This window comes from Pseudomonas sp. WC2, from assembly GCF_050586545.1.
In the GTDB taxonomy this organism is placed as follows: domain Bacteria; phylum Pseudomonadota; class Gammaproteobacteria; order Pseudomonadales; family Pseudomonadaceae; genus Aquipseudomonas.
In genome coordinates, this window is record NZ_JBOBDR010000006.1 from 177,087 (window position 1) to 199,025 (window position 21,939).

The 21,939-nt window shown below is 55.9% G+C and carries 23 protein-coding genes; 14 read left to right on the forward strand and 9 right to left on the reverse strand.

The window, feature by feature from the left end:
• Positions 1 to 4: 4 nt before the first annotated feature.
• Positions 5 to 1,096, reverse strand: coding sequence for a GlxA family transcriptional regulator (locus ACQ4OE_RS09605; protein ID WP_430946492.1), 1,092 nt, complete (start codon positions 1,094 to 1,096; stop codon positions 5 to 7).
• Positions 1,097 to 1,162: 66 nt separating this feature from the next.
• Entirely contained in the window at positions 1,163 to 2,563 is a 1,401-nt protein-coding gene (gene gabP / locus ACQ4OE_RS09610; protein WP_430946493.1) for a GABA permease, read from the reverse strand.
• A 721-nt stretch (positions 2,564 to 3,284) separates the two neighbouring features.
• Here gabP and ACQ4OE_RS09615 point away from each other — a divergent pair.
• The 7 genes from ACQ4OE_RS09615 to ACQ4OE_RS09645 all read left to right on the forward strand — a co-directional run bounded on the left by ACQ4OE_RS09615 (position 3,285) and on the right by ACQ4OE_RS09645 (position 10,150).
• Positions 3,285 to 3,644 (forward strand): DUF6124 family protein, encoded by a 360-nt coding sequence (locus ACQ4OE_RS09615; protein ID WP_430946494.1) that lies wholly within the window; start codon positions 3,285 to 3,287, stop codon positions 3,642 to 3,644.
• A gap of 139 nt (positions 3,645 to 3,783) precedes the next feature.
• Positions 3,784 to 5,325: a DUF2235 domain-containing protein gene (locus ACQ4OE_RS09620; RefSeq protein ID WP_430946495.1), complete on the forward strand. Its 1,542-nt coding sequence runs from the start codon at positions 3,784 to 3,786 to the stop codon at positions 5,323 to 5,325.
• On the forward strand, positions 5,325 to 5,981 hold the full coding sequence (locus tag ACQ4OE_RS09625; RefSeq protein ID WP_122594176.1) for a DUF2931 family protein: 657 nt from the start codon (positions 5,325 to 5,327) through the stop codon (positions 5,979 to 5,981). Before ACQ4OE_RS09620 ends, ACQ4OE_RS09625 begins: the two co-directional genes overlap by 1 nt.
• Positions 5,982 to 6,362: 381 nt before the next feature.
• Positions 6,363 to 7,355: a hypothetical protein gene (locus ACQ4OE_RS09630; RefSeq protein ID WP_122594177.1), complete on the forward strand. Its 993-nt coding sequence runs from the start codon at positions 6,363 to 6,365 to the stop codon at positions 7,353 to 7,355.
• Positions 7,355 to 7,990 carry a DUF2997 domain-containing protein gene (locus ACQ4OE_RS09635; protein WP_430946496.1) on the forward strand — a complete coding sequence of 212 codons (636 nt, stop codon included), beginning with the start codon at positions 7,355 to 7,357 and terminating at the stop codon, positions 7,988 to 7,990. The genes ACQ4OE_RS09630 and ACQ4OE_RS09635 overlap by 1 nt, the downstream gene beginning before the upstream one ends.
• A complete protein-coding gene (locus ACQ4OE_RS09640) occupies positions 7,991 to 8,512 on the forward strand; it encodes a 4Fe-4S single cluster domain-containing protein (RefSeq protein ID WP_430946497.1) in 522 nt (173 codons plus the stop codon). It abuts the gene before it with no gap.
• A 27-nt stretch (positions 8,513 to 8,539) separates the two neighbouring features.
• A complete protein-coding gene (locus ACQ4OE_RS09645) occupies positions 8,540 to 10,150 on the forward strand; it encodes an AAA family ATPase (protein ID WP_430946498.1) in 1,611 nt (536 codons plus the stop codon).
• A gap of 107 nt (positions 10,151 to 10,257) precedes the next feature.
• On the opposite strand, the gene ACQ4OE_RS09650 is transcribed toward ACQ4OE_RS09645, so the two are convergent.
• The 3 genes from ACQ4OE_RS09650 to ACQ4OE_RS09660 all read right to left on the reverse strand — a co-directional run bounded on the left by ACQ4OE_RS09650 (position 10,258) and on the right by ACQ4OE_RS09660 (position 12,939).
• On the reverse strand, positions 10,258 to 11,361 hold the full coding sequence (locus ACQ4OE_RS09650; RefSeq protein WP_430946499.1) for a DNA alkylation repair protein: 1,104 nt from the start codon (positions 11,359 to 11,361) through the stop codon (positions 10,258 to 10,260).
• Positions 11,362 to 11,363: 2 nt separating this feature from the next.
• Positions 11,364 to 11,969 carry a glutathione S-transferase gene (locus tag ACQ4OE_RS09655; RefSeq protein ID WP_430946500.1) on the reverse strand — a complete coding sequence of 202 codons (606 nt, stop codon included), beginning with the start codon at positions 11,967 to 11,969 and terminating at the stop codon, positions 11,364 to 11,366.
• A gap of 61 nt (positions 11,970 to 12,030) precedes the next feature.
• On the reverse strand, positions 12,031 to 12,939 hold the full coding sequence (locus tag ACQ4OE_RS09660) for a MurR/RpiR family transcriptional regulator (protein ID WP_122594182.1): 909 nt from the start codon (positions 12,937 to 12,939) through the stop codon (positions 12,031 to 12,033).
• Positions 12,940 to 13,343: 404 nt separating this feature from the next.
• Between ACQ4OE_RS09660 and ACQ4OE_RS09665 the strand changes: the two genes are divergently transcribed.
• From ACQ4OE_RS09665 to ACQ4OE_RS09675, 3 genes are all read left to right on the forward strand, one after another.
• Positions 13,344 to 13,748: a TraR/DksA family transcriptional regulator gene (locus ACQ4OE_RS09665; protein ID WP_008084239.1), complete on the forward strand. Its 405-nt coding sequence runs from the start codon at positions 13,344 to 13,346 to the stop codon at positions 13,746 to 13,748.
• 607 nt (positions 13,749 to 14,355) lie between these two features.
• Positions 14,356 to 15,579 carry a methyl-accepting chemotaxis protein gene (locus tag ACQ4OE_RS09670; protein ID WP_430946560.1) on the forward strand — a complete coding sequence of 408 codons (1,224 nt, stop codon included), beginning with the start codon at positions 14,356 to 14,358 and terminating at the stop codon, positions 15,577 to 15,579.
• A gap of 109 nt (positions 15,580 to 15,688) precedes the next feature.
• Positions 15,689 to 15,892, forward strand: a complete 204-nt coding sequence (locus ACQ4OE_RS09675) for a hypothetical protein (RefSeq protein WP_103303573.1) — start codon at positions 15,689 to 15,691, stop codon at positions 15,890 to 15,892.
• A 6-nt stretch (positions 15,893 to 15,898) separates the two neighbouring features.
• Here ACQ4OE_RS09675 and ACQ4OE_RS09680 read toward each other — a convergent pair whose 3' ends face one another.
• Both ACQ4OE_RS09680 and ACQ4OE_RS09685 read right to left on the reverse strand, forming a co-directional pair.
• Complete coding sequence (locus tag ACQ4OE_RS09680) at positions 15,899 to 16,135, reverse strand: DUF2789 family protein (protein WP_122594185.1); 237 nt, start codon at positions 16,133 to 16,135, stop codon at positions 15,899 to 15,901.
• Positions 16,136 to 16,183: 48 nt separating this feature from the next.
• Complete coding sequence (locus ACQ4OE_RS09685; protein ID WP_430946501.1) at positions 16,184 to 16,435, reverse strand: hypothetical protein; 252 nt, start codon at positions 16,433 to 16,435, stop codon at positions 16,184 to 16,186.
• A 420-nt stretch (positions 16,436 to 16,855) separates the two neighbouring features.
• Here ACQ4OE_RS09685 and ACQ4OE_RS09690 point away from each other — a divergent pair, with 420 nt between their 5' ends.
• From ACQ4OE_RS09690 to ACQ4OE_RS09700, 3 genes are all read left to right on the forward strand, one after another.
• Complete coding sequence (locus ACQ4OE_RS09690) at positions 16,856 to 17,305, forward strand: hypothetical protein (RefSeq protein WP_163005233.1); 450 nt, start codon at positions 16,856 to 16,858, stop codon at positions 17,303 to 17,305.
• Positions 17,306 to 17,310: 5 nt separating this feature from the next.
• Entirely contained in the window at positions 17,311 to 17,508 is a 198-nt protein-coding gene (locus tag ACQ4OE_RS09695) for a hypothetical protein (protein ID WP_122594301.1), read from the forward strand.
• Positions 17,509 to 17,636: 128 nt separating this feature from the next.
• Entirely contained in the window at positions 17,637 to 18,653 is a 1,017-nt protein-coding gene (locus ACQ4OE_RS09700) for an ABC transporter substrate-binding protein (RefSeq protein ID WP_122594188.1), read from the forward strand.
• Between the two features lie 88 nt (positions 18,654 to 18,741).
• Here ACQ4OE_RS09700 and ACQ4OE_RS09705 read toward each other — a convergent pair whose 3' ends face one another.
• Both ACQ4OE_RS09705 and ACQ4OE_RS09710 read right to left on the reverse strand, forming a co-directional pair.
• Positions 18,742 to 20,874, reverse strand: a complete 2,133-nt coding sequence (locus ACQ4OE_RS09705) for a TonB-dependent receptor (protein WP_430946502.1) — start codon at positions 20,872 to 20,874, stop codon at positions 18,742 to 18,744.
• Between the two features lie 92 nt (positions 20,875 to 20,966).
• Entirely contained in the window at positions 20,967 to 21,356 is a 390-nt protein-coding gene (locus ACQ4OE_RS09710; RefSeq protein ID WP_430946503.1) for a DUF2946 domain-containing protein, read from the reverse strand.
• A 94-nt stretch (positions 21,357 to 21,450) separates the two neighbouring features.
• Here ACQ4OE_RS09710 and ACQ4OE_RS09715 point away from each other — a divergent pair, with 94 nt between their 5' ends.
• Positions 21,451 to 21,891: a DUF3995 domain-containing protein gene (locus ACQ4OE_RS09715; protein ID WP_430946504.1), complete on the forward strand. Its 441-nt coding sequence runs from the start codon at positions 21,451 to 21,453 to the stop codon at positions 21,889 to 21,891.
• Positions 21,892 to 21,939 lie beyond the last annotated feature (48 nt).

Here is a 21,939-nt window from a genome sequence, read left to right on the forward strand (position 1 = left end):
ACAATTACGCGCAGTCAGCTCGTTCAATCGTTCGCACACTGGCAAATGTCGATTCATGTCGGGCCTGATCCAGCGAAGTCTGCGGTTCGGCCAAAGTCGCTGGCGTTGGGGACTTGCGACTCATGTCAGAACCGAAGCGCTCATCGCTCGGGGGCACACCAAAGTACTCGCGATAGCATTTGGAAAAGTGCGGCGTGGACACAAATCCGCAGACGTACGCCAGCTCAACGATCGACATGGATGTCTGCTTGAGCAGTTGCCGCGCGCGAATCAGCCGCAGCCTCAAGTAGTAGCGTGACGGCGTGCATTGCACGTACTTCTGAAACAGCCGCTCCAGTTGCCGCCGCGACAGATCAACGTATTCGGCGAGCTTGTCGAGGTCGATCGGCTCCTCAAGATTGGCCTCCATCAACGCGACGATTTCCTGCAGCTTGGGCTGATGCGTGCCGAGCACATGCTTGAGTGGCACGCGCTGATGGTCCTGCTGGCTGCGGATGCGCTCGTAGACAAACATTTCCGAGATCGCGGCGCAGAGTTCACGGCCATGATCGCGACCGATCAGGTGCAGCATCATGTCCAGCGGCGCCGTGCCGCCGGAGCTGGTGAAGCGATTGCGGTCGAGGGTGAACAGACTGGTGCTGACACCAACGCGCGGGAAAGCTTCCTGCATGGCCGCGAGGAATTCCCAATGCACGCTGCATTCATAGCCATCAAGCAGCCCGGCTTTCGCCAGCGCCCAACTGCCGGTGCAGACGCCGCCCAGGCGTTTTGATTGCCGCGACAGGGCTTGCAGCCAGGTGATGTGCTCGCGGGTAATCACGCTCTGAATGCCGACCCCGCCGCAGACGATGACCGTGTCCGCCACGGAGGGATTCTTCCAATCTGCGTCCGGCGTGATCGGCAAACCGTCACTGGCCCAGACTGGCGCGCCACCGAGACTGAACGTGTGCCAGCGATACAGCGCGCGGCCGGTCAATTGATTGGCCATGCGCAAAGGCTCAACGGCGGACGCCAGCGACATCAGGGTGAATTTGTCCAACAGCAGAAAACCGATGGACTGAGTCTTGCCGTCGGGCATGGGGGCGTTCGATGACATCGAGATTGTCCTTGCAGAAAAACGATGGCGAGCCCCCAGCCTTGGCGTGGGGGGCATCAGTTCTGCTTACCCGGCAGAGGTGGCCTGAGCAGCGGGCGCAGGGTGGCGCGAGGTCAAGAGGCCGATGAAGGAAATCGCCAGCGCCAGGCCGATCGTCGTGGTGACTTCGGTGCGGTGTTGCGGGGTGATCATCATCACCGTCAACGCACCGCAAATGAACACGATCACCAACCAGGTCAGCCAAGGAAACAGCCACATGCGAAAGGTCAGTTCGACGTTGCGCTGACGCAGCACCTTGCGCATGCGCAACTGCGACACGGCAATCGCTAGATAGACGAGCAAGGCAATTGCGCCGGAACTGGCCAGCAGAAACTCGAACAGCCCGGCGGGCATCACATAGCTCCACACGGTAATCGCCGCGCCGAGCACGGTGCTGGCGATCACGGCGGCGCGCGGCACGCCTTCAGAAGACGTCGCCTTCAGCGCTTTCGGCGCATCGCCACGACGGCCTAGCGAATACAACATCCGCGAGGCAATGTAGATCGACGAGTTCATGCAACTGGCCACGGCAATCAGGACGACCACGTCGACCATGAACTTGGCGTGGGGGATGTTCATGATTTCCAGGGCGCGCTGATAAGAGCCCACCGACGCCAGCAACGGGTCGTTCCACGGCACCACCGAGATGACCACGAAAATCGACAGCAGATAAAACACGCCGATGCGCCACATGACCGAGCGCGTTGCCTTGGCAATGTTGCGCGCCGGATCACTGGATTCAGCGGCGGCGATGGTCACTGCTTCCGTGCCGATAAAGCTGAACATGATGGTGATGAACGCGCCGACGACCGCTGACATGCCGTTGGGGGCGAAGCCGCCGTGATCAGCCATCAACCCGCTCAACCCGCTGACCTCGCGGTCGGGCACCCAGCCCATCAACACCGCGAAACCCACGCCGATGAAGCCGATGATCGCCACGACTTTGGCCATCGCAAACCAGAACTCGAACTCGCCGTATTTCGACACGCTGAACAGATTGGTGATCACCAACGCAATGATCGACACCAAGGCGAACAGCCAGGCATCGGCCTGCGGGAACCATTGGTGCAACACGTGGCCGGCGGCCAACGCTTCGATGGGAATCACCAGCACCCAGAACCACCAATACAGCCAGCCGATGGTAAAGCCAGCCCAGCGCCCGATTGCCTGATCGGCATAAGTAGAAAACGAACCGGTGTCGGGATTGGCCACTGCCATCTCACCGAGCATGCGCATCACCAGAACGACGAGCAGACCCGAGAAAAGATAAGCCAGCAGCACCGCAGGCCCCGCCGCCGCAATGGCATGCCCCGAGCCCACGAACAGACCGGCACCGATGATGCCCGCGATTGACAACATTGTGACGTGACGAGGCTTGAAGCCCTGCGCCAATTGGCCACTCGAATCCTTGGAGTTCGGGCTGATCATGGTTTTCTTATTCTCTGCTGATCGACATTTAAGCGAATTGGGAGGGCTTGGTTGTTGCCTGCTGGACTTCCTTCAAGAAGCCCCCCTCAAACGCCGCAGTTCTTATCAAACGCATCATCGCGATGGCTTTATTTTGCTGAAAAGACGCGTCACCTTAACTGGGCTGTCTGATGGCTCAATAGCCTGAACGCGGCATTTTTGTGTCTGATATCGACACCGAAATAGCTTGCGTTTTTGCAGGGGACCGGTTGGTCACGCTGTGGGCGAGGGGGGTTGGTCTGGTTCGTTTCGCGGGATCTGTGCTGGAGTCATACGATCCTTTGCGGAGGGAATCATTGCAGCAAATGTCCAGGTGTTTACTGGTGGGTAAACAGGGAGCGAGGTGGTTGTTTAAATGATGCTTCAAATGGTGATCTGCGCCCTACAACGCCTTGCGCCGTTGCCTACGACTAAGCCAGAATCCGCCGGCTTGTGCGTCTAGGGCGCGGGTTCTATCGTTTGCCGGTCACTGAAAAACAGTGATCGGGTTTGGTAGCCCGCCATAACTAGTCGCATCGCGCACCGTTCGCTGACCGCTTCAGGTCTGTGCTCAATGGTGGCCATGCGCAGGACACCTTCGGGTGTGCCGGGTCCTAGTTACCGGTCTACCAACCCGCGTATGGCCGCCACCTTCGTTTGGTAGCGAATGTGGAGGCTCCTTTTATCAACTAGGAGTTTCACCATGTTCAAAGTCACACCCAACCCACCCGAAATCGATCCCACATCCCCCTACGAATCCCCCAACTCCAAGAAACTCAACGAAGCCGCTGACCGCGCCCTCGACCACTACCTCGGCCCTGCGCAAATCATGGCCAGCACCCACCAACCCGAACGCATGTACCTCGCCAATCCCAAGTACGACAGCGAATCCCTGCTCGCCAACGCCAGCGAAACCCTCGGCTCCGCCAGCGAAATGCTCATCAACTTCGCCGCCATGCTCGACACCTCCCACCGCAAAACCGCACTGGGCATCGCACAGGTCGTCATGCTCGGCGAAATCGCGGTAAACCAAGCGCTGGATAACGTCGAAATCGCCAACTGACCCACCACCGCGACGAGGGGAAACCCTCGTCCTTAAACGCGGTCTCAACAGCGCTGGCACAGGGCCACGGCTTGTGCCCCTAAGCCTCCGCTGTCACCCTTCGCGCCGTTCTTCAAGGATCAGAACAAGGAATCAAGGATTGAGCGGCTACGTCCCCAACCCCCCGAAAAACCATCGCTACGAAGAAGCCAAACCCGTCGACATCCACGCCCAGCGTTGGGCGGAGTATGAGAAGTATGGGAAAGAGCCTGCATCGGCGCGTGAAAAAATCGGCATTGCCTTGCGTATCGGAGTGTTCTTCGACGGTACCGGCAATAACGCTAGTAATGCTGCTGCGGGCTTGCTGTGCGGCGCCCATCATCCAATTGCAGCCGAAGACATTGATGCCAGTTGCAAGCCGTTCATGAAAAATCCGGACAGCAGCTACGGCAACGATACTAGCAATGTGCAAAAACTTAGTGACTTGTACTACGCGCCTCAAAATGCCGAAGGCGATAGCTCGCATAAGCAAGCGTTCCGTATGGTCTATATCGAGGGTATCGGTACCCGCTCAGGCGAAGAGGACAGCACTCTCGGGGCTGGTACAGGCCGGGGCGAAACGGGCGTTGCGGGTCGTGTTCAGTTCTCATTTTCAGAGATCAAACTGCGCATCGAAGGCGTGTTAGCGAACATTCCCAATAGTGAAATCACCTCGCTGACTTTCGATACGTTCGGCTTCAGTCGTGGAGCTGCTGCCGCTCGACACTTTGCCAATGAAATTGCCCGTGGAAAGCAGGGGCCGCTCGGGGAAATTTTGCGCAGTAGTGCGAGAGGGTTCAGCTCAACCTTCAACGATCAATATAAAAGCAGCATCAATATGGGCTTTATTGGTCTGTTCGACACCGTGCCCTCAATTGCTGGCTGGTCCAATCTGGGTAACATCAAAAGCTCCATCGCAACGGGTATCAGGCTTTACTTGGATCGACGTTTTTTTTCCGATGTTGTTCAACTGACAGCCCGCGATGAATGTCGAGCCAACTTCGCTCTGAGTCGTGTCAAACCCGATCATCTGGAAATCACCTTGCCGGGTGTTCACTCTGATCTGGGTGGTGGTTACCTCGAAGAAGCGCAAGAAAACGTGCTTATCAGCCCGATGCAAACACTTGATGTTTCGCAATTCACTGATGTATCTGCTACCTCGATTTACCGTGATGCTGCGATGGTCAGAGATCAATGGCTCGCGAAAGGTTGGCCTTCAGAAATGCTGGAAATCGTCACGCCTGATGCAACTCCTTTAGCAAACAGCCAGCCCAATGGGATCAGCCCACGCATGAAGCGCGTGTACGCTGCGGTCCAGCTCAAACGCCCTGTAAGCGGCATGCTGTCCAGGGTTTATCTGCGAGTAATGCACCAATTGGCAAAAGAGAAGGGCGTTCGGTTTAAAGACATCCCAGACACTCCGGACCTAGCTGTCCCCTCAGAACTACAAGCGCTGTGTGATCGGTTCTTGGCCAAGGATTACAACGTTACTCCTGAGGAAGAACAGCTTCTGAAACTGAAGTACATTCACACCTCTGCAAACTGGAACCACCCTCTTGGGCGCAGAGATGGTAGCGGTATAAAAGCTGTCTACATCAACGCCCCTACGGCAGACTCGATTCGCGTGCAACATCCTCATGTACCCGATTGGACGCTTTGGTAATGAAATTAATTGTGACCCTGCTATGCGTATTGTTCATGACCGGCTGCCAATCTGCTGACCCATTATCCGGAACAAATGACCCCAAGTCCGAATGGTGGGAGCTGGCCTTCATCGAGCCGAATTACATGCAGGTTTGGGTTGAGGACAGTTCCGTCCAAGACGTCGCCGGTAAGGTCTACTACCGAGCAAATGGTGGCTCTGCGGCGGGTGGTGAGCCAGAAGACGGCAGCGAGTCAGCGCGGGGTTGGTCAATCGTGGACGGTAGTGGTAAACGAGTGGTGGGCGCCGGTCTTCCCGTCCGGATCTACGTCCGGTGGCAATCAATCGTTGAAAAGAAAACCTGGCAAGCCTGGGTAGATATTCCTGAGCAAGCAAGGCAAATGATGGTGTCATCCACCAACAAACGATGCGCGGAAACTCCCAATCAAGAAGCGCGATTTATGGCGTCGGTCTACTTGGGGCTCGCTCCCGGCGGAGTTGTGCAGGCTTGGGTCAAGGACTCATGCCATAAAGCGATCAAAGTGGCTCGAGCACAGGCTGAGATCGAACCACTGGGGCCGAGTCAGGGCAAGAATGGAGGGCGCTACGCCTATCCAGTGAGTGAAAAGGCGAAGCGGTATATCGACAAGTACGGTATTCCTTACGGAAGTTGGTAACCAACGTGCTTGTTACGCACATGGTCATGCTCAATGAATGGCTCCGGCCAGCACTAACCAACCCGAACGCATCTACTGGGTCAACCCCATGTACACAGCGAATCCCTACTCACTAACGCCAGCGAAACCCTTGGCTCCGCCGCTCGGCACTGCGCAAATGCTCGGCCAGTTCTCGGTTTACCAAGCATTGGACGACGCCGAGATCGCGAGCTGACTACCCGTGCGGCGAGGGGGAGACTTTTTGCACATGCTGTTTTAAGTCGAATGACACACGCAACAGTGGGTGATTAATCAAGGATCGTCACGTAGCATAGTGCCATGATCCGCTCTTCAATCATCCTCCCACTACGCGCTTCTGCACCCACTCAATAAGGTATGTAAATGATAAAAACTGTCCCGATGTGGAAAATGATGATGGCCACCAAAGGTAAGGTAGTGGGCCTTGTGGTCCTGGCATTCTTACCTGTCTTCATCATTGGCGGTGCGTGGATGTTTGTTGAAGGGTTGCAGAGTGGCAAAATGCGCCAGGTTGTAATAGGTCTTCTTTGTCTGATTTTTTTTGGTGGCGGCACCCTGCTCGTGGGACCGTCTAAAAAATATGTTCCCGGCAAAACATTTCAGGCATATAGAAATAAAAAATTCCATACCCAGAAAGCCGTTTATTACGGCTACGCGATCATCGCTTTTATCTGCCTGATTTTTGCGGTTCTTGTACCGGAAGACACGCTGAGATCGGTAGGCTATGCAATAGCGGCCGTTTTTGGTCTTTATACTTATTCAAAAACCCTGAAGTTTCACGCAGATATCGATTTTTCGACGAATGAATATTTAGCAACTGCTCTGGGGTTTCCTGTCGGCGAGAAGATTCTGGTGAGTTACCAGAATTTTGAGGCCGGTGAGGTCGAAGCGGGTAGTAATGCTTTTGCCGCAACAGCGACGAAACTGGTTGTAGCGTCGTTTGATGGGGATAATTGGATAAAGCTGTCACGTGATCTCAATCAGGTCTCGCACATTGGTATCGCTGGCGATGAAAGCCAAAATTACTTTTTTAAACTGCAATTCCTTGACGGAGCGGATGTTTTGTTGCGCATTGAGCTCTATGAAAAGCTCACTTCCAATCCCGTTCTGGTAATAAAAAAGCTCTTGGAGGCCATTGATGCAAGCCTTTTGGGTGAGGGTGTTGCCCCCCAGGCGGCACAAAGACGCCGGGTAGTCGTCAATCATGGAACGCCAACCCCGACTTCAAAAAATGTTGCGCCTGAGTCGACACTTGCCTCTGTGCCGTCTGTACGCAGCATTGAGGTCACCCCTGATGTATTAACAGCCATCCAGGCCGCTGCGGAAGTTGCTCCCGGTCGCAGGCTGGAGCTTTAATGATGTCGCATTGTACAAAGTTTGAGTTTTCTTATGTTGATGAAGAAACCATCGCCAAAGCTTTCGGCAAGATGGGCATCATCCCGACGACGGGGCTTGTTTCAATATTCTCCAGCGACTTCAGTAAAAAAGTTTTAAGCAAAATAGGCTATATGGGTACGCAGCAGTTTAGAGCTATTTGTGGCCAGACGGCAGATGATTTCAATCTGTTTGTATGTCAGGTTGAGGCGGGCTCATATAAACTTCTGATCGAACGTGGAACTGTGTCCGCTAACGATGAAGCAACAATGGCTGAATTGGCTTTGAGCTTTCAAAAAGCCTATATCAGTGTAGCTATTGATGGAACCATCAAGCGCATAGAGGCATCAGGTGTTCCAGCCAGAGTGAAAGAAAGTCTTCAAGGATTTGAGGTTGAATTTGGACCTCACTACGAATACAGCATCCATGTCACTTTCTCGGGCGATGAAATTACCGAGGAAGTGCGTGGCGTGAAAGGCGACATTTGCACAAGACTTACCGAAGAACTTGAGGCTCTACTTTCCAGGCCTACTGCAGAACTTGTCACCGAGTGGAAGCCGGAATACACCATAGTCCATGAAGAGCAAACCCTTCAAATTCTCAGTGCGAATTTCTAAATGGAAATCAATGTGCACCATATGGAGTTGAGCACTGTCAATGGCCCCGGATTGCGCTTGACGTTATGGGTGCAGGGTTGTGCGCTGAATTGCAAGGGGTGCTTCAACCAGGCGACCCACGCTCCTGAAGTGAGTACGCTGATGTCTGTTCATGACTTGGCACAGAAGATAAACGCACTGGATATCGCTGGGGTTACCCTCTCCGGGGGAGAGCCGCTTGATCAGGCGCCAGCCTTGGAGCAACTGATGCGCGCCGTCAATCACGAGAAGAACTGGATCCTCTACACCGGCTATACACCGAAAGAGATATTCCAGAACGAAGCAATGATTCGAGTCGTTAAAGCCGTGGACTTGACCCTGGCCGGTCGCTATCGACACAACGCTATACATCCCTATCAACATAAACAGATCATCAAAAGCAGCGACAGAGTCGATATTGGTTTCTTCCGTAATAGAAGAGTTGTCGAATTCGTCGTTTCAAGTCACGGTGTTACCAAAACCGGTCTTCCGATGCATGTATAACTCAGTTCAAGCGCAGGGATAACAGGCATGAACCGTACCAAGCAGATAACAGATTACCTCAAGGCGCGTTATGCGATTCTGGTCATTGAAACGTTCGAGGAAGAGCGTGCACTCAACGAGATCTCTGAAATCGCCAAGTCGCTTAGCCATCGTTTGTTCGTTTGGAACTCGACGGTAGGAGTACAGACAAACGGCGTCGTTGCTGGGGATAAAACCTTTGACTTGAAAATGGCTCTGGATTTTTGCGAAGAAAAAGCAAAAGAGGAGGGCAGCAAAAACATATTTGTTTTTTGTGATGGACATAACTATCTTTCCTCAAGCTCAAATCCTGTCTACCGTCGTCGGCTCCGAGATTTAGCCATCAATATCCGCTCGCGTGGATATCGCAGTAATTGCATTGTCGTGGCACCCAGCTTTGAAATTGCCAATGACCTTCAGAAGGAAATCACACTGATTGATTTCCCGTTGCCGTCAAGAGATGAAGTGAAGTCTCAAATCAATAATTTTGTCAGCGCTTGGCAGGGCAATAGCAGCGTTAAGATTGATCTTTCCAGCGATGCTAAAGATAAGCTTATTGATGCTGCTTTGGGTCTAACGGGTTTGGAGATCGACAATAGCTTGTCTCGTTCGCTGGTTTCCAGTCTGAGCCTGGATGAAACAACTGTAAAAGACCTGCTTTCCGAGAAAAAACAAATTATTCGCAAAACAGGTATTCTGGAATACATCGACTCAAAGGTAAGTCTTGAGGATGTGGGGGGACTGGCAACTCTTAAAAAGTGGCTGCATTTGCGCAGCCAGTGTTTTGGGCAGGCTGCTCAGGAGTTCGGTGTTGGAACTCCTAAGGGATTGCTCTTAACTGGAGTTCCTGGTTGCGGTAAGTCTCTAACGGCGAAATGTGTTGCGTCGTCATGGAATATGCCCTTATTGCGTCTGGATATGGGGAAAATCTTCCAGGGAGTGGTTGGCTCTTCAGAGTCCAATATTCGTTCCGCTCTGCGTACTGCCGAAGCTATTTCGCCCTGCATTCTATGGATCGATGAAATTGAAAAAGGACTTTCCGGCTCTTCCAGCGGATCATCTGATGGTGGCACGGCTACGCGCGTATTTGGCACGCTGTTGACTTGGATGCAGGAAAAAACGGCACCCGTTTTTGTATTTGCTACTGCTAACAACATCAACAGCTTGCCACCGGAATTGTTGCGAAAGGGGCGATTCGACGAGATATTTTTCGTTGACTTCCCATCGACAGTAGAAAGAAAGAAGATTCTTGAAATACATCTGAGGAAATCGAAGCGCGACCCGGCGAAATTTGATTTGGATCGACTGTCCGCGCTAGGGGGCGAGTCGAATTTTGGCCAGGACATCGTCCTGTCTGGTGCTGAAATCGAAGCTTGGGTTGGCGACTCGCTGATTGAAGCGTTTTCACGGCGGATGAATGGCGCTGATGATGCAAGCGACCTGACGATGGATGATTTTGAAACGACTATTTCGCGTTTGGTACCCATGAGCAAAATGCGTAAAGACGAGTTCATCAAACTCCGTGATTGGGCGAATCAGAATGCAATTAGCGCTTCGGCTATGGTTGCCGGGCAGAATGCTACGGAAACTCCAATTGGCGGCAGGCAAATTGATTTTTGATCGACGCTGATGGCGGCCACAGCGATTAGACACTGACGACACGTCCTTGCGGCTCAGCAGAGCCGCAAGGGAACTAGGGATTCAGGAAGTAGAGTCGTTCAAAGCCGTCAGCCTACGATGTCAAACCCGGCATTAGCCAAGACTTGGCCATTCACCATCACCCGAACCCCATGCCGCCCAATATAGTGCTTACGAGTGGTGAAATCCCGAATCACCTGCTTTCGCTCCACCACCGTGCTTCCAGATCCTGGTAACTGCAGCGTCTTCAACTTGAAAACCTTCTCCGAAACCCCGCCATTCGCCTTCACATAGTCAATCGCATAATCAATTACCAACCGCTGTTCATGCGCCACCATCGACTTCACCACAAACGACAACGTAATCGTCTCACCCAACCTCACCACCGCCGGCTCAACCTTTACATCCAAAAGTTCAACCTCAGCCTTCGCCCCCGCGCCAATCACCGTCAGCGCGCGCACATCCCCCTGTTTGATCAAACTCCGTAACGCATGCTTGGCAATCCACGCGGTGTGCTTGTTCTCCAGCGACCAACCTTCAATCGTGTCGAGCACCCATTCCGGATGCATCTTGGTCACATCATTCAAATGATTCGCCACGGATTTGCGCACGTACAAACTATCGTCAGCCTTCAATCGGTCCAATATCCCGGCTGCCAGTCGTGGATCGGCTTGCACCGCTTCCAACCGGAACGACCAAGGCAGGCGAGGGCGACTACCTTCGCTGGCGAGGCGGCGGACGTGGTGGTTTTGGTCTTGGGTCCAGTCGTGCATCCGTTCCAGCGAGCGTTCCAGGTCGCTGCGCAGAAAGTAACGGATGGCGAATTCGGAGGAGCCGAAGGTGGTGAAGTATTTCAGGGCTTCCATGGACGTATCGAACGCGTGCCCGCCGTAGCTGGCGACGTAGTGCGGCAGGCACATGCTGACGAATCCACTGTTCAAGCGTGGCGCGAGTTCACGCAGCACGTCGAGAGAATCCGCGTAGTCCAGCGGCAGCACGGCATGCAGGCTTTCACTGACGCGCGCCATGCGTTGCATCACCGACAACTCGGCCAGGCCTTCATTGGCGTGTTTAAGAAATGCTTTGGACTTGAACGCGGGATATACGGTGCTCATCTCGTCAGCGATATGTCGCAGCCGTTCGGCGTTGAAGATTTCTTTTAACGCCGGGGCGGCGGTCTCGGTTGCGCTCACGGTCAGGTCATCGGCGTGCTGACGAACGCTTCGAGCGTTTCGGCGTAGGCGGTGTACTGGGCGATGCGGCGGTAGCGTTGCGTGTCGATCTGGTCAGGGACGACGAGGTCGGTGAAGCTCCAGGCGACGGCGAGGCTGATGCCAGCTTGGGTGAGGGTGCCATCGGTGGGCAAGCCATTTTTTTCGAGTTCTTGTTCGAGGGCAGTGAAGGCGGCAGCCAGTTGGCTTTCAACACGGTCAACCCACGGTTGATATTGAATGTCGGCGGGGCGCAGGTTGCGCTCGTAATACAACTGCACGGCTTTTTCGCAGGCGGCGAGGCTGAGTCCGATCAGGCGCAGGGCATGGGCGCGTTGTTTCAGGTCGATTGGCAGCAGGCTTTTACCTGAGGCGGCTTCAAGGTAGTCGAGGATGAGGGTCGAGTCCATCAGGACAGTGCCATCGTCGAGGATCAATGTCGGCGCTTTGACCACCGGGTTGATCTGCTGGAATTGCTCGAAATGGCGAAACACCGAGACCGACTGGTGTTCGAGGTCGATCCCTAAGCGTTTCGCGGAGATCGCCACGCGGCGCACGTAAGGGGAGTCCAGCATGCCGATCAGTTTCATGACGCGTTCCTTCAAGTCGAACCGGTGGGAACGCATAACCTAGCTGAGCTTGCAGCAATTGTCAGTCGTCAAACCCCGCCTGTTCGTGAATCTCATCGACATTCAACCCCAACCGATACGCGACTGCCACGAACAGCGCCTGGCACAAACACAGCGTCGCGCTCAACGAGCGAAACGCCAGCGCGCTGCCTTCATTCACCAACAGCAAGCTGTTTGCACGCTTGGCCAGCGGCGAGAGGTGGCTGTCGGTGATGACCAGCGTGTTCGCCTGTTGCTCGCGGGCGAAGCGCAGGCATTGTTGGGTTTCCTTGGCGTAGGGGACGAAGCTGATGGCAATTACCAGATCGTTGCCGCGCACGCTGCGCATTTGCTCGCGATAACTGCCGCCGAGGCCAGAAACGAGGTGAATGCGCTTGTGAGTGTGTTGCAAGTTGTAAACGAGGTAGTCGGCGACGGCGAAGGAGCGGCGTACGCCGATGACATAGATGTTGTCGGCGTTGGCAATCAGGTCGACCGCTTTTGTAAACGCGGCATCGTCGAGTTCCCGGCCCAGGCGTTCGATGCCGGAGCGGGTGGCCTCGATGCATTCGCGGGCGAGGTCGCCGTCGCCGGTGTGCTGCGAGGGGTTGGCGATCATGCTGCGGATGCGTTGCTGGTAGTTTTGCACCGGTGAGGCTTTGTGGGTGTAGGCGCTGCGGAACAGCGCCTGCATTTCGCTGAAGCCGCTGAAGCCGAAGCGCTGGGAGAAGCGGACGATGGCGGACGGGTGGACTTCGCATTCGCGGGCGATATCGCTGATGCGGTCAACCATGATCCGGTCGCTTTGCTGGCTCATGTAGCTGGCGATGCGTTTGAGCTGGCGCGGCAGGGCGTCGTATTCGTCGGTGATCAATTGCAGCAAGCGCTCGGCATTGATCGGGGGGCTAGCGAGGCTCGTCTCGTCTGTGGCCGGCAGATCGGGGCGGGGCATAAGTCATCCTTCAGACGGGTTGATCACTCGATGGCCCCTGATATTAGTGGGGCTGGGCGAGGTCTGCTGAGCTGAAACGATGCACTGGCCGAAGAAAAATTCGCGATTGAGCGATGCCGGGTTAGCCGTTTGTCTTCTATATACAGCCGCTCGACTGAATTTCTTGCTATAAACGCACTCCGATTGCCCATGTGAACCCTGTGTCAGAGCAGTTTCCGGGCTTTGTCGGACAAATTCCCAGTATTTACAGTTGCTGAGGCCTCAAACGGGCCTTAGACTGCCGCCCCTCGTAAATTGAGTGCCGGGTGGCATTTGCAATAAACGATGCCTTTTCGCCGACCGCGCACGGTTCGCCGAAACGCTCCCTAATTCGCCTTAATGCACGTTTTTTTATAGAGATATCAATGACAAAGGACAAGTTGCTGGCCATGCCGGCAGATGACTACATGAATTCCGAGCAGCACGCTTTCTTCACTGAGCTGTTGCAGAACATGAAAGTCGAAACCCACGAGCGCATTGAGCAAAACCGTATCGCCATCGAGAGCCTGGACACTCCGGCTGACCCGGCGGATGCGGCTTCGGTTGAAGAAGAGCGTACCTGGCTGGTGAACGCGATCGATCGCGACCAGCGCATGCTGCCGCAACTGGAACAAGCCCTTGAGCGCATCAAGGAAGACAGCTTTGGCTGGTGCGATGACAGCGGCGAGGCCATTGGCCTGAAGCGTCTGCTGATCAGCCCGACCACCAAATACTGCATCGAAGCTCAAGAGCGTCACGAGCAGATCGACAAGCACCAGCGTCAGGCTTGATGCTGTGAGGTGACCCCTTAATCGGGGCGCCTGGAAAAGGTCGCAGCCTTCGGCGGCTCCTATAGGGGGTTGCTGGAGGCTGCGATCTTTGCTTTTGCTCGTCCGCAACATCTTCCCGCCGGTTCATTGACCTGCCGCAGACCCCACGACTAACGGACCATGGATAATGGCGTTGTAGTGGCGTTTAATGCAGTCACAACAATGAGAACAAGCGTGGGGTGTTGAAATGACGAGAGATGGATCTCTGGTTGGGGCTTTGCCCGCACCAGTGCTGTTGCCGAAAAACCGCTGGATCGCACCGACCCTGCAAAGCATCGCCCTGATGCTGTTGTTGGCCGGCATGACGCTGGGTGAGTGGTCGCTTTATCTCGGCATGCCCTTGGCGGTGCTGATTGTCTGGCTACCGCGCCTGCGTTCCCGAGGTGTCCCCGCTGTACCGCCTGCCGACAATGGCAGCGCAATGTCCGAACTGACCCGCGATCTCTCCTACACCACCAGCCACAATGCCTTGTCGGCGGCGGGCGTGGCGTTTTCGGTGAAAGCGCTGGCGAGCAAACTCGAATCGCAACTCGATGCCGCGGCGCGAATTGTCAGCAATGCCGAGGTGATGATCGCCACCGAACACGCGACCTCGCAGCTCAGCCGAGAAGCGCTGGCGGCCGCCAGCGAGGCGCATCACAGCAGCGCGGCGGGGCGCACCGAACTGGTCGATTCGATCGCGCGCATGCATCAACTCAGTCAACGCGCCAATGCCAGCCGTGAATTGATCGAAGCGTTGAGTGTGCGCAGCGATGACATTCAGCGCGTGACGTTGGTGATTCAGTCCATCGCCAGCCAGACCAATCTGTTGGCCTTGAACGCGGCGATTGAAGCGGCGCGGGCCGGCGAGCATGGTCGCGGTTTTGCCGTGGTGGCCGATGAGGTGCGCGGTTTGGCGGCGCGCACGGCGTCGGCAACCGGTGAGGTGGGTGAGATGGTCGCGGACATTCAACAGCGCACCGCGCAAGTGGTGGAGCAGATTCGCGAGCTGTCCAGCGACCTCCAAACAGGTGTCGAGCAGGTCGAGCACACCGGTCAGCATCTGGAGAACATCGCGCGACTGGCCGCTGGAGTTGAGGGCCAGGTGGGCGAGATCGCTCGGGGCGCGGAAACCGATCGTGAGCAACTCGACAGTCTGTTCACAGCCATCGAACAGATGCGCAGCGATCTGGCAATCAGTGATCAGCAGACCCGACGCCTGGCGGAAGCGGCGGTGCAGATGGAAGGGCAGGCCGAAACCATCAGCGAGCGTCTGGCTGAAGTCGGCCTGGATGACTATCACCAGCGCATCTATGACTTGGCGCGTGAAGGCGCTGGCCAGATTGCGGCGCGTTTCGAGGCGGATGTCGAGCAGGGGCGAGTCAGCCTGGAGGATCTGTTCGATCGCAATTATCAGGCGATTCCCGGTACGGAACCGGCCAAGTTCCAGACGCGTTTCGACCGCTACACCGATCAGGTGCTGCCAGCGATTCAAGAGCCGCTGTTGCCGCGTCACGAGGGCCTGGTATTTGCAATCGCCTGCACGCAGCAAGGCTATGTGCCTACGCATAATCAGGCATTCAGCCAGCCACTGACCGGGGATGTGAAAGCCGACACGGTGAACAGTCGCACCAAACGCAAGTTCGCCGATCGCACTGGAATTCGCTGCGGCAGTCACCAGCAACCGGTGCTGCTGCAGACGTACACCCGCGATACCGGCGAGCTGATGCATGACCTCTCGGTGCCAATCATGATCAAAGGCCGACATTGGGGTGGACTGCGGTTGGGTTACAAACCGGAAAATCCGCGCTGATTGTTACCGTTGGTGCAATGAATCTGTGCAGAGCGGTTGCTGTTTCCTCCCGAAATAAAGCTTTAACCTGACCACTTAGTTAGGTAGCTAATGATTTCGGGAGGTCAGTATGCAATGCCGAGTTGATGTTGCCGTGATGATCGGCAGTGGTGTCCCGGCCGGTTTGCGGGCGATGGGGCAGAGCGTTTGCTGGGTGGTTTTGCTCAACGGTGAGAGACGCGGCACCGCATTCGCCAGCCGTGACGAAGCCGAGGAGTGCAGAGCTGCGTGGCTCGCGCAATTGCAGGCCGAGCCGGGTGACAGCCTGCACTGATCAGGGTTACTTGCCGGGGTGCAAGCGCACATTCAACTCATCGACCACGACAGCTTCTTCGCCGTCTGCACGTAACCATTCCTTGAGCAATTGCGCCTGTTGCGGCGTCCAGAAGTCGGCATCGATCAGCTTGGTGTCGGCGTCGAGCTGATGATCTTCGATAAAGTCGTCAATGGCGGTGCCTTCCGAAGGCAGTCCCAGTTGATCGAACAGGGTTTTCAGATCGTGTGTTGGCAAATCCATCGTGTGCTCCTTGGGTACGCGCCGGTGTGGCGCAGTCGATCACTCTCTTTATCTGAGGTGTCCGTGCGCCCGGAGTTCGATTTGCGATTCAAGTGAACGGGCAAGCGCGCAGGCTTCGTTATGACTTTCACGGAAACCTCTTACACGACCGGTCGATTTTTCCTTGATATGAAAGAAGGCATTACCCGCCGGCACTACTTGAAAACGCGGTGTCTGGTCGTGGTCATCGCTGACATGCAGTATCAGGGGAGAGGGGATCAGGTCGTCAGCGGGTCTGGCAAAGTGAGTCAGAGTGCACATATGAAGTCCTTTTCATCAATTGGCCTTGAATTACGGACCGTTTCGGGTAGTCGTAAAGAGCAGAGCTGCTCTAGAATCGTCAGCACCTGTTGACGACAGGGCTTATCTAAAGCAATTTTTCGCGAGCGATATGTCGGAAAAGTGCTTTTTTTCGTGAGAAATTTCCCTAAAGTTCGTAGTCAGTTTTCTCTGTCCGCCAGTAAGGATTTTTCCTTCAAGTTGTGGCGACATCGGGATGAGTTTTGCGAGTGACAATCCAGTAGTCTTACCAACCTCGCGAACGGGCTCTCTGCTTGCTTCGGGCTTCTTTCAAATGATTTGGCAGTGCCATCGGCCTGACCGTTATTTTTCCCGTGCGCGTTTTCCGTGCGTGGTTTTTCCAGATGTGGGGATGTTTCTTTGGCAGTCAGTAACCTCGATATGCATGCTTTGTTCGTGCTGGGTGATTTGCGTGCAAAGCTGGTCAAGCTGTTCCAGTCGCGTTTTGTTTACATCACCGAGCAAAACGCTGAAGGCATTTACGTTGCCGAGATCGACACCGAAAGCGCACTGGTGGTGGACGACAAACCGGGGCTCAAGCTCAAGGTCGGCGATCATTTCAGCGCTTCAGTCTTGCCGAGCCGTGAAGGCGGCAAGATGGATATCCGTTTTCGTGAAATCAAACTGACGGTCTACGGGCTTGGCGATTACGCCTTCGTCGACACTGCAGACGGTCATGCGATCCTGTTCAAGGAAGGTCACAGCGTGGTGACGGTGTTCGCCGCCAATGAGCAGTTGCAGGAAGGCCTGACCAAAACCCTGAAAGCCGTGACGGCCAAAGCCGCCAAGTGGCGCAAGGGCGAACTGGTGACTTTCAAGGCGAGCGAGTGAGCGTTTTGAGTCGCGCCGATTTCCATCTGCAGAACCTCGAAAGTGCACAGGTCGAGGCCCGGCGTTTGTACGTCGCGAAGGCCGAACTGCAAGGCGCGTGGCTGAACTGGGTTGCCGCGCAGCTCTATACGTTGCGTCCCGCGGAATACGCCAGCATGGTCAGACGCGAGCTGCAAAGCTTGCAGGAAAAGTCTGATTCGTAACCTCGTCCGGGTTCCACCCCGGAAAAAGCAGGAACCTCGGCTACAGTCAGTTGACTGAGTATTCAGAGGCTTGCGGTCTTTCTGTCAGGCCATCCTGCCATTGCTGTGAACAGCACGAGGTGCAATGCATGAACGGATTTCGACGGTTGTTGGCGGCGAGCGTGGCCACATTTGGCTTGCTGGCGTCAGCGCAAACGGTGGTGGCGGCAGAGAAGCCGATCCATTTTGCCGACTTGAACTGGGAAAGTGGCAGCCTGATCACTGATGTCCTGCGGATCATCGTCGAAAAGGGCTATGGATTGCCGACCGACACCTTGCCCGGCACCACTATTACCCTGGAAACCGCGCTGGCCAACAACGACATTCAAGTGATTGGCGAAGAGTGGGCCGGGCGTAGTCCTGTATGGGTCAAGGCCGAAGCGGAAGGCAAAGTCGTCAGCCTGGGCGATACGGTCAAAGGCGCCACCGAAGGCTGGTGGGTGCCGGAGTACGTGATCAAAGGCGACCCGGCCAAGGGCATCAAACCGATGGCGCCGGATTTGCGCAGCGTCAGTGATCTGAAAAAATACAAAGACGTGTTCAAGGACCCAGAAGCCCCGAGCAAGGGGCGTTTTCTCAACAGCCCGATCGGCTGGACCTCGGAAGTGGTCAACAAACAAAAACTGACCGCTTACGGCCTGCAGGATGATTACACCAACTTCCGCAGTGGTTCGGGGGCGGCGCTGGATGCCGAGATCAGTTCTTCGATTCGTCGCGGCAAGCCCGTGCTGTTCTACTACTGGTCGCCGACGCCGCTGCTCGGCAAATTCAAACTGGTGCAGCTGGAAGAGCCGCCGTTTGATGCCGAAGCGTGGAAGACGCTGACCGATGCTGATAATCCCAACCCGAAACCGACCCGTTCGCTGGCCTCCAAGCTGTCGATTGGCGTGTCTACACCGTTCCAGAAGCAATACCCGCAGATCGCCGAATTCTTCAGTAAGGTCGATTTTCCGATTGAGCCTTTGAACAAGGCGTTGGCGGACATGAGTGAGAAACACACCGCGCCGCGGGAGGCGGCGGTAGCCTTTATGAAGGCGCATCCGGATGTGTGGCAAGCGTGGTTGCCGAAGGATGTGGCGGATAAGGTTTCGGCTGATCTGAAATAGGCGTTGAGGCTGATGACCTCATCGCGAGCAGGCTCACTCCTACAGGAAACGCATTCCAATTGTGGGAGCGAGCTTGCTCGCGAAGCTTCTAGAATTTGGTCTGCACCGCTAATTCAAAAGTGCGCGGCGTGCCTAGGTAATACGCCGGCGAAACATGCGCAAACTCGGCATACACCTCGTTGGTCAGGTTGCGCACGCGCCCCGTCACCGTGGTGTGCGAATCCACTTTGTAATTGAGGAAGCTGCCGAACAAGGTGTACGACGGCACGGTCATCGTATTCGCCGTGTCGGCATACACCGACGCCACATATCGCGCATCGACGCCACCTTGCCATTGCGGCGAAAAATCATAGGTCAGCCACAGGTTACCGACCCGATCCGGCACATTAGTCGGGGTGTTGCCCTTGCGCGACACCACCACGCCGTTGGCATTTTTTTCGGTGAAATCATCGTACTGCGCATCGACCCAGGCAAAGTTGCCTTCGGCCAGTAACTTGTCAGTGATCCGCAATGAGCTGGCGATCTCGATGCCTTTCGACGTCTGTTGGCCGACCGGAATGCTGCTGGTCGGATCCAGTGGATCGGTGACGGCGAAGTCTTTGCGCTCAATCGTGTAGGCGGCCACGGTCGCTGAGCCTCGGCCATTCAGATAGTCGAATTTACTGCCGATCTCCCACTGCTTGCCGGTCGACACGTCGAAGTCCTGCGTGCCATTGGGTTGTTCGGCGGCGGTGCTGTATTGCGCGTAAACGTTGGCCGACGGAATGAATTGGTAAGTCAGGCCGACGCGACCGGTCACAGGTTCCCAGCTGCGCTTGAGATGTCTGGGGTTGGCGGCGGTCACGGTACGGTGGTTGGTGACGTCGAGGTCGATGTCGTCATAACGCAGGCCGGTGAGCAGCGCCAGTTTATCGGTCAGGGCCAGACGGTTTTCCAAGAACAACGCTTTGGTCGTGACCTCGTTGGTTTTGTCGCTGATCAGTTTGGGATTGGTGCCGGGAATATCGTAGAAGTAGCCTGGCCGGTAGTTGTTCGGATCTACCGTGCTCGCGCCTTTGACGTTGAGCGGCGAATTGGTGGTCTGGTTGACCTTGTATTCAAAACCGCCTGACCACGTCGTATCCAGACCGAAGATCGAGTTGTCATGACGCAGTTCGAACTGGTTGCCGTTTTGTTCGCCCTGATGGCGCACCTGATAAGCGGTGGAGCGGTTCACCGCGCTGTTGTCGGCGTTGTACTGATAGGTTTCGAGGTTGCGGTAATCACGCTGACTGTCGAGGTGATACAACGTGTTGCGCAGTGTGGTGCTGTCGTTGATACGGTAGTCGATGATCGAGCGCACCCAGATCGTTCGCTGTTCGTAGCGCCCGTCTTCCACGTTGTAGTTGTTGAAGCGATTGTGCTTATCGATCTTCAATTCGCCAGCCTTGGGATTCAGCACCGGCGTGCCCCAATACGGGCTGTCTTCGTGTTCATCCTGATATTCCACGGCCAGCGTGTGTGACAGGTTTGGCGTGAGATCGCTGAGCAGTGAGAACGCTACGCTCCAGGCATCGCGCTGCTGACGGTCAATGTAGCCGTTGCTGGTGTTATGGCTGACGTCGAGGCGCGCGTAGTGCTGAATATCAGCGCTAGGATCGGTCAACGCATGGTTGAGACCGAAAGCCGTTTCGGTGGTGTCGTAGGTGCCGTAGCTGACCCGGCCTTCAACAGCCTGCTCGTCGCGCGTGGCCAGTTTGGTCACGTAATTCAGCGAACCGCCCACGGAGCCCGCGCCATTGATCAGCGACGACGGGCCGCCGACCAGCTCAACCCGATCATAGATCCAGGCATCGACCGGCCGGGCGAGGCCGCCGGACACGTTGATACCGTTGAACATCTGGGTGATCTGGCTGCTGGTGAAACCGCGATAGGACACGAAACCGCCGAACCCCGGTGGAGCACTGGCGTTGATCCCGGGCAGGGTGTTGGCGGCGTCCTGAAAGTTCTGCGCGCCGTGGCGCTCGATGTCGTTGCGATTGGCGACGGCCACCGAGGCGGGCGTGTCGCGCACGCTTAGGCCGAGGCGCGAGGCCATGCCGCTGGATTGGTCGAGGCTCAGGCCCGGCTCTGCGCCGGACTCGCCATCGATGGTGATCGGCGCCAGGTCCACGGTGGATTGCGCCCAGACGTTAACGGACAGGCAGCCACACAGGCTCGCCAGCAAAGTGAGTTGTTTCATCATCGAATCCTGAATGCTTGTCTAGGAGTCAGCGCACAGGCAAACGCCGCGCGTTGGCGCAATGGGCTGACACATCAAAAAGGCAAAAACACTCAGGCGAGCGGCGGGGCGCGAGGATTGGCCGAAGGCCAGGTGAAGCGGGCAGGGAGGTCGGCGCTGACGATCGGCGCCAGCGGTGGACTGTGTTGTTCCGGCAGGATCGCCAGGGTCAGGCTGGAGTTGAACGCCGGCCCCATGCCACCGCCAACGGAGCACAGTGGACAGCCGAACGCTTTCGACAAGGTCGGCAGTTGTTCTTCGCTGGGGTTACTGGCAAGCGGCGCTTGAGTGGCCGGATCCACTGCACAGAACTGGCCGCCAAGACCGTTCAGCTGAAGGCCGACCATTTGTCCGTGACCGATGCTGCAGGCGAACACGTTGAACAGGACGCAGCAATAGAGCATCCAGGCCAGCAGTGAACGGTCGGAACGGGAGAATTTCATGGGGCGGCACTTTACCGTACCGCTGATCGGTCGTGCACTTGAAAAAATTGCGACTAGGATGATTTGTTCAAATCCCTTTCCAAGGATTTAAACCATGACCTTTGTGTTGGCTCAATGGCTGGTGACGATTTTCGCGGTGATCAGCCTGATGCATGTGTATTGGGCGTTGGGCGGACAATGGGCGGCAGCCATGGTGGTGCCGCAGGTTCCGGTGCAGGGTTTCGTGACGACGGTGCGACCGGCGTTCAAACCGTCTGGCTGGCTGACGTTGATCGTGGCTGCCGCGCTGCTGGTGATCGCGGTGCTGGTGTGTATGCGGGTGGGCTGGGGGATGCCAGCGGTGAACCACAAGGCGTTGCAGTGGGTGATCAGCGCGATTGCGTTGTTGATGTTTGCCCGAGCAATTGGCGATTCCAATCTGGTCGGTTTTTTCAAAGAAGTGAAGGGCTCGCGGTTTGCGCGGCTGGATACCTGGGTATATTCGCCGTTGTGTGCGGCGCTGGGGGCGGGGTTGTTGGCGGTGGCTTGGGTTTGAGATTTGGGGTGATCAGGAGATAGCTATCGCGAGCAGGCTCACTCCTAC

What these genes read in the sequence shown, in the direction of transcription:
- ACQ4OE_RS09605 (WP_430946492.1), bottom strand. Translation starts at nt 1,096, where the DNA reads ATGTCATCGAACGCCCCCATGCCCGACGGCAAGACTCAGTCCATCGGT.
- gabP (WP_430946493.1), bottom strand. Translation starts at nt 2,563, where the DNA reads ATGATCAGCCCGAACTCCAAGGATTCGAGTGGCCAATTGGCGCAGGGC.
- ACQ4OE_RS09615 (WP_430946494.1), top strand. Translation starts at nt 3,285, where the DNA reads ATGTTCAAAGTCACACCCAACCCACCCGAAATCGATCCCACATCCCCC.
- ACQ4OE_RS09625 (WP_122594176.1), top strand. Translation starts at nt 5,325, where the DNA reads ATGAAATTAATTGTGACCCTGCTATGCGTATTGTTCATGACCGGCTGC.
- ACQ4OE_RS09630 (WP_122594177.1), top strand. Translation starts at nt 6,363, where the DNA reads ATGATAAAAACTGTCCCGATGTGGAAAATGATGATGGCCACCAAAGGT.
- ACQ4OE_RS09635 (WP_430946496.1), top strand. Translation starts at nt 7,355, where the DNA reads ATGATGTCGCATTGTACAAAGTTTGAGTTTTCTTATGTTGATGAAGAA.
- ACQ4OE_RS09640 (WP_430946497.1), top strand. Translation starts at nt 7,991, where the DNA reads ATGGAAATCAATGTGCACCATATGGAGTTGAGCACTGTCAATGGCCCC.
- ACQ4OE_RS09645 (WP_430946498.1), top strand. Translation starts at nt 8,540, where the DNA reads ATGAACCGTACCAAGCAGATAACAGATTACCTCAAGGCGCGTTATGCG.
- ACQ4OE_RS09655 (WP_430946500.1), bottom strand. Translation starts at nt 11,969, where the DNA reads ATGAAACTGATCGGCATGCTGGACTCCCCTTACGTGCGCCGCGTGGCG.
- ACQ4OE_RS09660 (WP_122594182.1), bottom strand. Translation starts at nt 12,939, where the DNA reads ATGCCCCGCCCCGATCTGCCGGCCACAGACGAGACGAGCCTCGCTAGC.
- ACQ4OE_RS09665 (WP_008084239.1), top strand. Translation starts at nt 13,344, where the DNA reads ATGACAAAGGACAAGTTGCTGGCCATGCCGGCAGATGACTACATGAAT.
- ACQ4OE_RS09670 (WP_430946560.1), top strand. Translation starts at nt 14,356, where the DNA reads ATGATCGCCACCGAACACGCGACCTCGCAGCTCAGCCGAGAAGCGCTG.
- ACQ4OE_RS09675 (WP_103303573.1), top strand. Translation starts at nt 15,689, where the DNA reads ATGCAATGCCGAGTTGATGTTGCCGTGATGATCGGCAGTGGTGTCCCG.
- ACQ4OE_RS09680 (WP_122594185.1), bottom strand. Translation starts at nt 16,135, where the DNA reads ATGGATTTGCCAACACACGATCTGAAAACCCTGTTCGATCAACTGGGA.
- ACQ4OE_RS09685 (WP_430946501.1), bottom strand. Translation starts at nt 16,435, where the DNA reads ATGTGCACTCTGACTCACTTTGCCAGACCCGCTGACGACCTGATCCCC.
- ACQ4OE_RS09690 (WP_163005233.1), top strand. Translation starts at nt 16,856, where the DNA reads ATGCATGCTTTGTTCGTGCTGGGTGATTTGCGTGCAAAGCTGGTCAAG.
- ACQ4OE_RS09700 (WP_122594188.1), top strand. Translation starts at nt 17,637, where the DNA reads ATGAACGGATTTCGACGGTTGTTGGCGGCGAGCGTGGCCACATTTGGC.
- ACQ4OE_RS09705 (WP_430946502.1), bottom strand. Translation starts at nt 20,874, where the DNA reads ATGAAACAACTCACTTTGCTGGCGAGCCTGTGTGGCTGCCTGTCCGTT.
- ACQ4OE_RS09710 (WP_430946503.1), bottom strand. Translation starts at nt 21,356, where the DNA reads ATGAAATTCTCCCGTTCCGACCGTTCACTGCTGGCCTGGATGCTCTAT.
- ACQ4OE_RS09715 (WP_430946504.1), top strand. Translation starts at nt 21,451, where the DNA reads ATGACCTTTGTGTTGGCTCAATGGCTGGTGACGATTTTCGCGGTGATC.